Genomic DNA, 6,903 nt, shown 5'->3' on the forward strand with positions numbered 1-6,903 from the left:
TGTTGAGGAGCGCATTGGCGCCCTCGTCTGGAGTCCCCTCGGCTGGGGCCGCCTCACCGGCAAAATTCGCCGCGGCCACCCCGCGCCCGAGCAAAGCCGCTTGCCCAAAACCTCCGCGGCCGGTCCCCCGGTCTCTGACGAACTGCTCTACAACGTGGTCGACGCCATCGACCCGATCGCCAGAGAAACCGGCAAAACCGTCCCCCAGATCGCCCTCAACTGGCTCCTGCAGCGACCCACCATTTCCTCTGTCATCCTGGGCGCTCGCAACGAAGAGCAGCTCAAGCAGAACCTCGGCGCGGTCGGCTGGAACCTCACCGCGGAGCAGGTCGCAAAGCTCGACGAAGCCAGCGCTGTCACGCCCGTATACCCCTACTGGTGGCAGCGCAACTTCCCCGAACGCAATCCCGCGGCAGTGTAAAGGCAGGCATGAGGGATTAGGCATCAGTGTTCTCGCCCCGCTCCCCATGCGAGATCCCCTGATGCCTTTTCCTTTGCCTAATGCCTGAACGCATCCGCAAGCAGCTACGAGCTGATCGCTGCTCTACGCACTCAGCGGCACTTCCGCCCCCAGAAGATTCATCGGCGTTCGCCCCTGCTGCCGCAGCGCTCGAATACTCAGCGCATCATTACGCTTCGCCAGCCGGCGCCCGTACTGGTCCAGCACCAGCCGGCAGTGGAACCACTGCGGCGGCTCGATCCCCAGCGCGCGATACAGCAGAATCTGGCGCGCCGTCGACTTCAGCAGATCGGCCCCGCGCACCACCTCCGTGATCCCCATAGCCGCATCGTCGGCCACGCACGCAAGCTGGTAGCTGGGCGTACCGTCGCGGCGCCACACCGCGAAATCCCCAAAGTCCACACCCGCCGTAAAGCATTGCGGACCCAGATTCGCATCCACAAATTCAATCGCCTCGCCGTCGGGCACGCGAAACCGCCAGTTCATCCCCCGGGGTGTATCGAAATCAACAGAGTGCGGACCCGGCAGTTGCGGCACAAAGCCCTGGTTCGCGCGGCACGTGCCCGGATAAATCGGCTCGTCGTCCAGCGGCTCCGTCTTGCCGTTTGAACGCGCCGCGCGCACATAGGCCTCGTGCGGCGCGCCCAGCGCCGCCTCCAGATCTTTGCGCGAGCACTTGCACGGGAATAAAAAACCTCGCCGGTAAAGCCGGCGCCACACGCTTGTATACACATGCATGCGCTTGCTCTGCACATAAGGAGCATGCGAGCCGCCCTTGTCAGGCCCCTCCTGCCAGCGAATCCCCAGCCAGCGCAGATCCTCATAGGCAGCTTCGGTATAAGCGCCCCTGCTGCGTTCGGGATCCAGATCTTCCATGCGCATCACCAGCGTGCCGCCCGCATCGCGCGCCCGCTGATAGGCTGTCCAGAACGTGCGCGCATGCCCCACATGCAGATACCCCGTCGGCGAAGGCGCAAGCCTCCCGCGATATTTCGGGTCGTACATGGGCGCGCTGGTGGCCACGTTCGCATTCATGCTATCGGCATGTTACCCGGTGGCATATAGCCCGCGTGATTCGTAACTGGCGTGGTTCCGCGCAAAAACGGAACCGGCTCCCTCCTGCCATTCGTCAGCCCCGGCTATTCCTTATCGTCGTCCTTGTCGGATTTCTCGTGCCGGTCATACTTCCCCACGCTCTCATTCAGATGGTCCGGATCCACGGACACCTGCACCACGTTCAGGTCGTGCCCATCGGCATCCAGCACAAACATTCCCATGCGCGCGCCCTCCGGATGCACGAAGATCAGCGTCTGTTCCGCCCCGTTGCGCCTGGTCTCGCGGATCATCCGCTCCCAACCCGCGCCCAGCTTTTGCTGCACCATGCGGTTCAGTTCTTCCCCATCCATGGCGGCGTCAAAGTGCTCGAACTCCGCCACATGCAGATTGCTCACCCCGCCGTGCGTGGCCTTGCGGGATACAAAGCTGATTAGTCCCAAAAACGGAATGCGCGTGGCATGCACGTGATACTGCGTCTCAATCGACCGCACCACGCCGTCAAACCCGCCCTCGCCGCCTGAAGCCAGCACACCCACCGGCACCAGCAGTGCGAAGAAACACACGAAGACAAATAAGAAACGTCTCATTCCGCGCCTCCGTCCTTGTCCTTTTCCTTGCCCGCTTTCTTCGTGCTCTTCTCCACGTCCTTGAGCACGTGCAGCCCGCCAATGCCGCGCAGCTCACCCAGTTCGTCCATCCGGATCGGCCCCAGAATCAGAACAATCGACAGTTCCTTGGGCTCGGCTGACAAAATGAACATCCCCTGCGTCTCGCCGTTCACCGTCTTCACCATCACATCCGTGGTCTCAGCCGCAGCGCCTTTCCTGCGCTCCACCTCATGCACCACCGGCGACCACTCGCTGGTCTCGAAGTAGGCCCGAAGCTGCTTGATCTGGTCCATCGAGTAGTCGCCCTCTTTCTCGAACGTGTACTCGCGCACATAAATGCCCTTCAGCCCCTGGATCAGCTTGCGCGCCTTCGCCTCGTCCTCATCCTTGTCCTTCATGAACTTCGCGGCAAAGTCCAGCATGTTCTTGCCCAGCGTCACCTCGGTCACATCGACCGCCTTTGCCGCCAGTTCCTTCTCAACCGCCGGCGGCAGCGGAAGCCCCTCCGGCATCCCCGACCCAGATCCCGAGCCGGCAGCCTGCGCCATGCCCAGCGATCCCCCCGCCGTCAGCACAGCTCCCAACATCACGCCCGCGCATCTCAATCCAATCCCGCGCATTCTCATCGCTCTCACTCCCTCGCTACTCCCCGCTGTCGCGGTCGTGCTCTGCCAATCTCGTCTGCACCTTGTCCAGCGCATGACCGGTGATACGCAACGCCGTCAACACCTGTTGCCGCGCCGCTTCGCCACGGCGCCGCTCTTCCGTCTTCTTCGCGCGCCATTCCATCCCCACTCCCCCAAGAATGGCCACAATCAGCAGCGTCGCCGCCACTCTCATCCACATCGCCGCGTGCGGAAACCCCAGCCATACCGGCCTCGTACGACGCGCCGCGCGCCGCTCCAAAATCCTGCGCTTCAGCCCCGGAGGAGCTGGCCGCCGCTCCAGCGCCTGCTGCAGCTCCCGTTCGAACTCGTCGAGCTCATTCATCAGCACCAACCCCGCTTATGCATCCGTTTTCACGCCGCGGATAAACTCCCGCAACTGGCTGGTCGCCTTGGCCCGCAGCAGCTTTAAACCCCGCTGCAGATTGCTCTTCACCGTCGCCAACGGCGCCTCCAGCATGGCCGCAATCTCCTCCGGCATCATGTCCTCCTGGTAGCGCAGAATCAAGGCCGACCGCTGCGCCTCTGGCAGCGTCGTCATCAGGTACTCCAGCCTCGCGCCCAGAGCCGCACTCACTCCCGCCGTGTTCTCCTCCGCCGGTGCTCCGTGCTCATCCTCCAGCGCCACCCACAAATCCATCCCTCGAACCCGCCGCCGCCGCAACGCATCCGTCGCCCGGCTCATCGTCACCCGCCGCAACCACCAGCAGGCGTGCTCCGCGGATTCTATCTTGCCCAGGTTTTTGTCCAGTTCCAAAAACACATCCTGCGCAATCTCCTCCGCCAGGCCCCGATCCCCTGTCATCCGCAACGCCAGCGAATAGATCATGGACTGATGCTCGTCCACGAGTCGCTCGAAATCCTGTTGCCAGTCGTGGGCCATCGCCTTCGTGTCTACTCTCTTATCCGCAGGAATTCCCCCTCGGGGATGCAGACAAGTACGCTCCGCAAAGAAAAAAGTTCATCCCCGCCCCGCCGCGCAATCCGGTCCGCCGCCCCTCCCCACGACCGGCTATCATGTCCTGTCATTCATAAAGTCACTCCATCCGTGCCCCTGCGCACGCCGCCCCCGGAAAGGCTGACACCGCGCATGAAGTCCCGCTCCCGTACCGGCTTCCTCTTCACCTTCTTCATTCTGTTGTCCACGCTCGCCGCGCACGCCCGCGACTTCGACCTCACCATCGGCAAGCACGAAGTCCTTCCCTCCAAAGTCCTCCATGAGGATCGCGACCTGCTCATCGCCGCACCCGCCAAGCCCGTCCCCAACATGCCGCTCCTGGTTGTCCTCGACGGCGAGTGGAACTTCCGCAAAGTCGCTGTCGGCGTGGAGAACCTCACCGCCAACAATCTCCTGCCGCCTACCGTCGTCGTCGGCGTCGTTAACACCGACCGCGGCCGCGACCTCATGCCCAGCTTCAATGGCAGCGAGTTCGCGCAGGGCCCATCCGACCGCTTCCTCTCCTTTCTCGCCGACGAGCTCATCCCCCACATCGCGTCCGAATACTCCACCGGCAATTACCACATCCTCGCCGGACACTCCAACGCCGGCATGTTCGCCCTCTACGCCTTCATCCGCCGCCCCGAGGTCTTTCAGGCCAACATCGCGCTCAGCCCCAGCTACGGCCTCGATGATCACTTCACCGCGCTCCTCGCCCGCGCCCTGGCCTCGCCCCCCGCAACCCAGCACTTCGTCTTCATCGGCGCCGGCGGCAATGAAGAAGCCGACATCGCCGTGGGCGCCATGCGCTTCGCCAAGACCTTTGAGGCCTCCCCCAGCCCCGACATCGAGTACCACTACGAAATCTTTCCCGGCGAAGTCCACGGCAGCGTCGGCTTCCGCGCCTTCTACCGCGCCCTCGAAATCCTCGGCCAAGCCGACGAGCTCGCCCACGCCGGCCCCGGCCGCTACTTAAGCGAGGCCCAACGCCGCCGCCACGCCTGGACGCGCCGCTTCGGCTCCGCATTCGAGACCCAGTCCCTGCCCCTACTCTCCGTGGCCCGTCCCCTGCTCGATGCCGTCAACTCGCCTGACGCAACCGGCCTCGCCTCCACGTGGCAGCTTCTCCGCTCCAGCTACAGCAGCGACTTCCGCTTCGATCCCATCGAGCGCGCCAACCTGCTCGCCGCTCTCAACGCCCGCGGCAAAAAAGAAGACCCCGCCCGCCTCCGCGCTCTCCCCGGATTCTCCGACGGCCTTGACGACAAATCCCTCGTCCCCAACGACTACAGCGACGCGGTTCATCTCGACGCAGGCCTCGTGGCCGACCTGCCCCTCGCATCCCCGCCCGCCGACCTTTGCCACCCTGACAGCAAGCCAAAAATCCAGGGCGCCCAGTCAGCCCCCGATCGCCATGACAAACCCGACTCCGCCTGGCGCTTCAGCGGCAACGGCGATTTCCTCGAATTCCCCGCCAGCCCCGATTACGCCAACGCCGGCTCCCTCACCGTCAGCGCCTGGGTGCGCCCTCACGGACCCGCCTCGTACACCGCATGGGTCTCGCAGGTCAGCTCACTTGGCTGGGGCTCGCAATGGCGCCTCGGCTTCGGCCCCACGCCTACCTCCCAATGGGGCGCAACCACCTTCAACGGCCGCTGGAGTGATTACATGATGAGTGGCGACGGCCTCCCCGTCGACAAGTGGGTCCACACCGTCGCGGTCTTCGACCAGACCCTCGGCGAACTCCACATCTACCTCAACGGACGCGAGCTGCAAACCTTCCACGGCATCGCCCCCTGGGCCGCCAGCAAAGGCCCGCTGCTCATCGGCGCCCAGCGCGACGATGGCGTCTTCTTCAACGGCGACGTCAGCGACGTCCGCCTCTACCGCCGCGCCCTCAACCCCAAAGAAGTCGAAGCCCTCACCCACCTCGACAACACCTCATCGACCTCAACCGCACAGACCACAGGAAGCGGCTGCACGGCCGCAAAGTAGAGAGGCACAGTCGGCCCTGCCAGAACTTTGTCTTCCTGACGCTGAGTGCAGCGAAGCGGAAATACTTGCTTTTGCTTTTGCTTTTGCTTTTGCTTCTGTCATTGCCGGAGGGAATCCCTGTCCCTGCTCCCTCTTCCCTGTCCCTATTCCCTGCCTCGCAACGGATCCTCCCAGGAGAAGCTCCCCGCATCCAGCCCCGCCGGCGACCATTTCTTCACCACCATCTCCGCCAGCTTCCCAATCATCTGTTGCGCCCCGTTATCCCCCGTCCAGCGCTGATCCTTGTTGTCGTACGTGAACACCGCCATCACCACCGGCCCGTTCTTCGTCGCGATCAGCGCCACATCATTCCGCACCTCGTCCAGCGCTCCCGTTTTATTCGCAATCGCGGACCCATGCTCGCTCGTGTCCAGTGACTCCAGATAGCGCGGAATATCATCTCGATCCTGCTGGTTGCGCAGCATGTGCAGAATCGTCCCGCAGATCGGCCCATCGCCCGGCAGTGCCGCCGGGCTATCCAGCCCCAGCCGGCACTCCGCAAAGCGCCGCATGACTCCCGCCATCTCCCGCGCCGTCGTCTTGCCCAATCCAAACTTCGGCTGATCCGCCGGCATCGGCCCGGTCGCCGGCATATAGACCTTCTTGTACAGATACGTCTGCTTCAGCCCCGCCGCCTTCAGCGTGCGATTGATCTGATCCAGCCCCAGTCGATCGATGGCCATGTTGGTCGCCGTGTTGTCGCTCAGGATCACCATCAGCGTCAGCACATCCTTCAGCGTCACGGCCAGCGGAGTGTCCAGTTGCGCCAGCACGCCCGAACCCTCCACCTGGTTCGCATGCTCCAGCACCAGCTTCTCTTCCAACTTCGCCTTGCCCGCGCGAATCTGCTCCGCCGCATCCAGCAGAATCCCCATCTTGATCGTCGAGGCCGTCTTCACCGCTACGTCCGCATCCAGTGAAACCGTCTGCCCGGTCTTGAGATTCTGCGCAAACAGCGCAACCTTGCCCTCATGCTGCGCGGCAATGGCTTTCAACTCCGCATCCAGCGCGGCATCCTCCTGCGCGCGCACCATGCAACCAACAGAAAGAACACCGGCCACCAGGATGAAAGTTCGGAGAATCGCTTTGTGCATGCCGCCAGCTTAACCTGCTGCACCAGCCTCCTTCGCAATTCACGGCTGC

Annotated in this window: 8 protein-coding genes; 2 read left to right on the top strand and 6 right to left on the bottom strand. The window is 63.5% G+C overall.

Features of this window, described 5'->3' with window-relative positions; translation table 11 throughout:
* Nucleotides 1–421, top strand: a 421-nt coding sequence (locus tag VGL22_RS09095; RefSeq protein ID WP_465266591.1) for an aldo/keto reductase, incomplete at its 5' end; no start/stop codon positions are given.
* Between the two features lie 123 nt (nt 422–544).
* Here the strand turns inward: VGL22_RS09095 and VGL22_RS09100 are convergent.
* From VGL22_RS09100 to VGL22_RS09120, 5 genes are all read right to left on the bottom strand, one after another.
* Nucleotides 545–1,495: a glutamate--tRNA ligase family protein gene (locus VGL22_RS09100; protein ID WP_465266592.1), complete on the bottom strand. Its 951-nt coding sequence runs from the start codon at nt 1,493–1,495 to the stop codon at nt 545–547.
* A 104-nt stretch (nt 1,496–1,599) separates the two neighbouring features.
* Nucleotides 1,600–2,103: a hypothetical protein gene (locus VGL22_RS09105; RefSeq protein WP_465266593.1), complete on the bottom strand. Its 504-nt coding sequence runs from the start codon at nt 2,101–2,103 to the stop codon at nt 1,600–1,602.
* A complete protein-coding gene (locus tag VGL22_RS09110) occupies nt 2,100–2,711 on the bottom strand; it encodes a DUF4252 domain-containing protein (protein ID WP_465266598.1) in 612 nt (203 codons plus the stop codon). The genes VGL22_RS09105 and VGL22_RS09110 overlap by 4 nt, the downstream gene beginning before the upstream one ends.
* A gap of 55 nt (nt 2,712–2,766) precedes the next feature.
* Nucleotides 2,767–3,114, bottom strand: coding sequence for a hypothetical protein (locus VGL22_RS09115; protein WP_465266594.1), 348 nt, complete (start codon nt 3,112–3,114; stop codon nt 2,767–2,769).
* Between the two features lie 15 nt (nt 3,115–3,129).
* Complete coding sequence (locus tag VGL22_RS09120; protein ID WP_465266595.1) at nt 3,130–3,672, bottom strand: RNA polymerase sigma factor; 543 nt, start codon at nt 3,670–3,672, stop codon at nt 3,130–3,132.
* Nucleotides 3,673–3,879: 207 nt separating this feature from the next.
* Here VGL22_RS09120 and VGL22_RS09125 point away from each other — a divergent pair, with 207 nt between their 5' ends.
* Nucleotides 3,880–5,721 (top strand): LamG-like jellyroll fold domain-containing protein, encoded by a 1,842-nt coding sequence (locus VGL22_RS09125; RefSeq protein ID WP_465266596.1) that lies wholly within the window; start codon nt 3,880–3,882, stop codon nt 5,719–5,721.
* Between the two features lie 143 nt (nt 5,722–5,864).
* Here VGL22_RS09125 and VGL22_RS09130 read toward each other — a convergent pair whose 3' ends face one another.
* Nucleotides 5,865–6,854, bottom strand: coding sequence for a serine hydrolase (locus VGL22_RS09130; RefSeq protein WP_465266597.1), 990 nt, complete (start codon nt 6,852–6,854; stop codon nt 5,865–5,867).
* Nucleotides 6,855–6,903: the final 49 nt, after the last annotated feature.

It is taken from the genome of Occallatibacter sp. (genome assembly GCF_036502485.1).
GTDB lineage: Bacteria > Acidobacteriota > Terriglobia > Terriglobales > Acidobacteriaceae > Telmatobacter.

Excerpts from the sequence above, each read along its gene's own strand:
- VGL22_RS09105 (WP_465266593.1), bottom strand. The coding sequence starts at position 2,103 with ATGAGACGTTTCTTATTTGTCTTCGTGTGTTTCTTCGCACTGCTGGTG.
- VGL22_RS09130 (WP_465266597.1), bottom strand. The coding sequence starts at position 6,854 with ATGCACAAAGCGATTCTCCGAACTTTCATCCTGGTGGCCGGTGTTCTT.
- VGL22_RS09115 (WP_465266594.1), bottom strand. The coding sequence starts at position 3,114 with ATGAATGAGCTCGACGAGTTCGAACGGGAGCTGCAGCAGGCGCTGGAG.
- VGL22_RS09120 (WP_465266595.1), bottom strand. The coding sequence starts at position 3,672 with ATGGCCCACGACTGGCAACAGGATTTCGAGCGACTCGTGGACGAGCAT.
- VGL22_RS09100 (WP_465266592.1), bottom strand. The coding sequence starts at position 1,495 with ATGAATGCGAACGTGGCCACCAGCGCGCCCATGTACGACCCGAAATAT.
- VGL22_RS09125 (WP_465266596.1), top strand. The coding sequence starts at position 3,880 with ATGAAGTCCCGCTCCCGTACCGGCTTCCTCTTCACCTTCTTCATTCTG.
- VGL22_RS09110 (WP_465266598.1), bottom strand. The coding sequence starts at position 2,711 with ATGTTGGGAGCTGTGCTGACGGCGGGGGGATCGCTGGGCATGGCGCAG.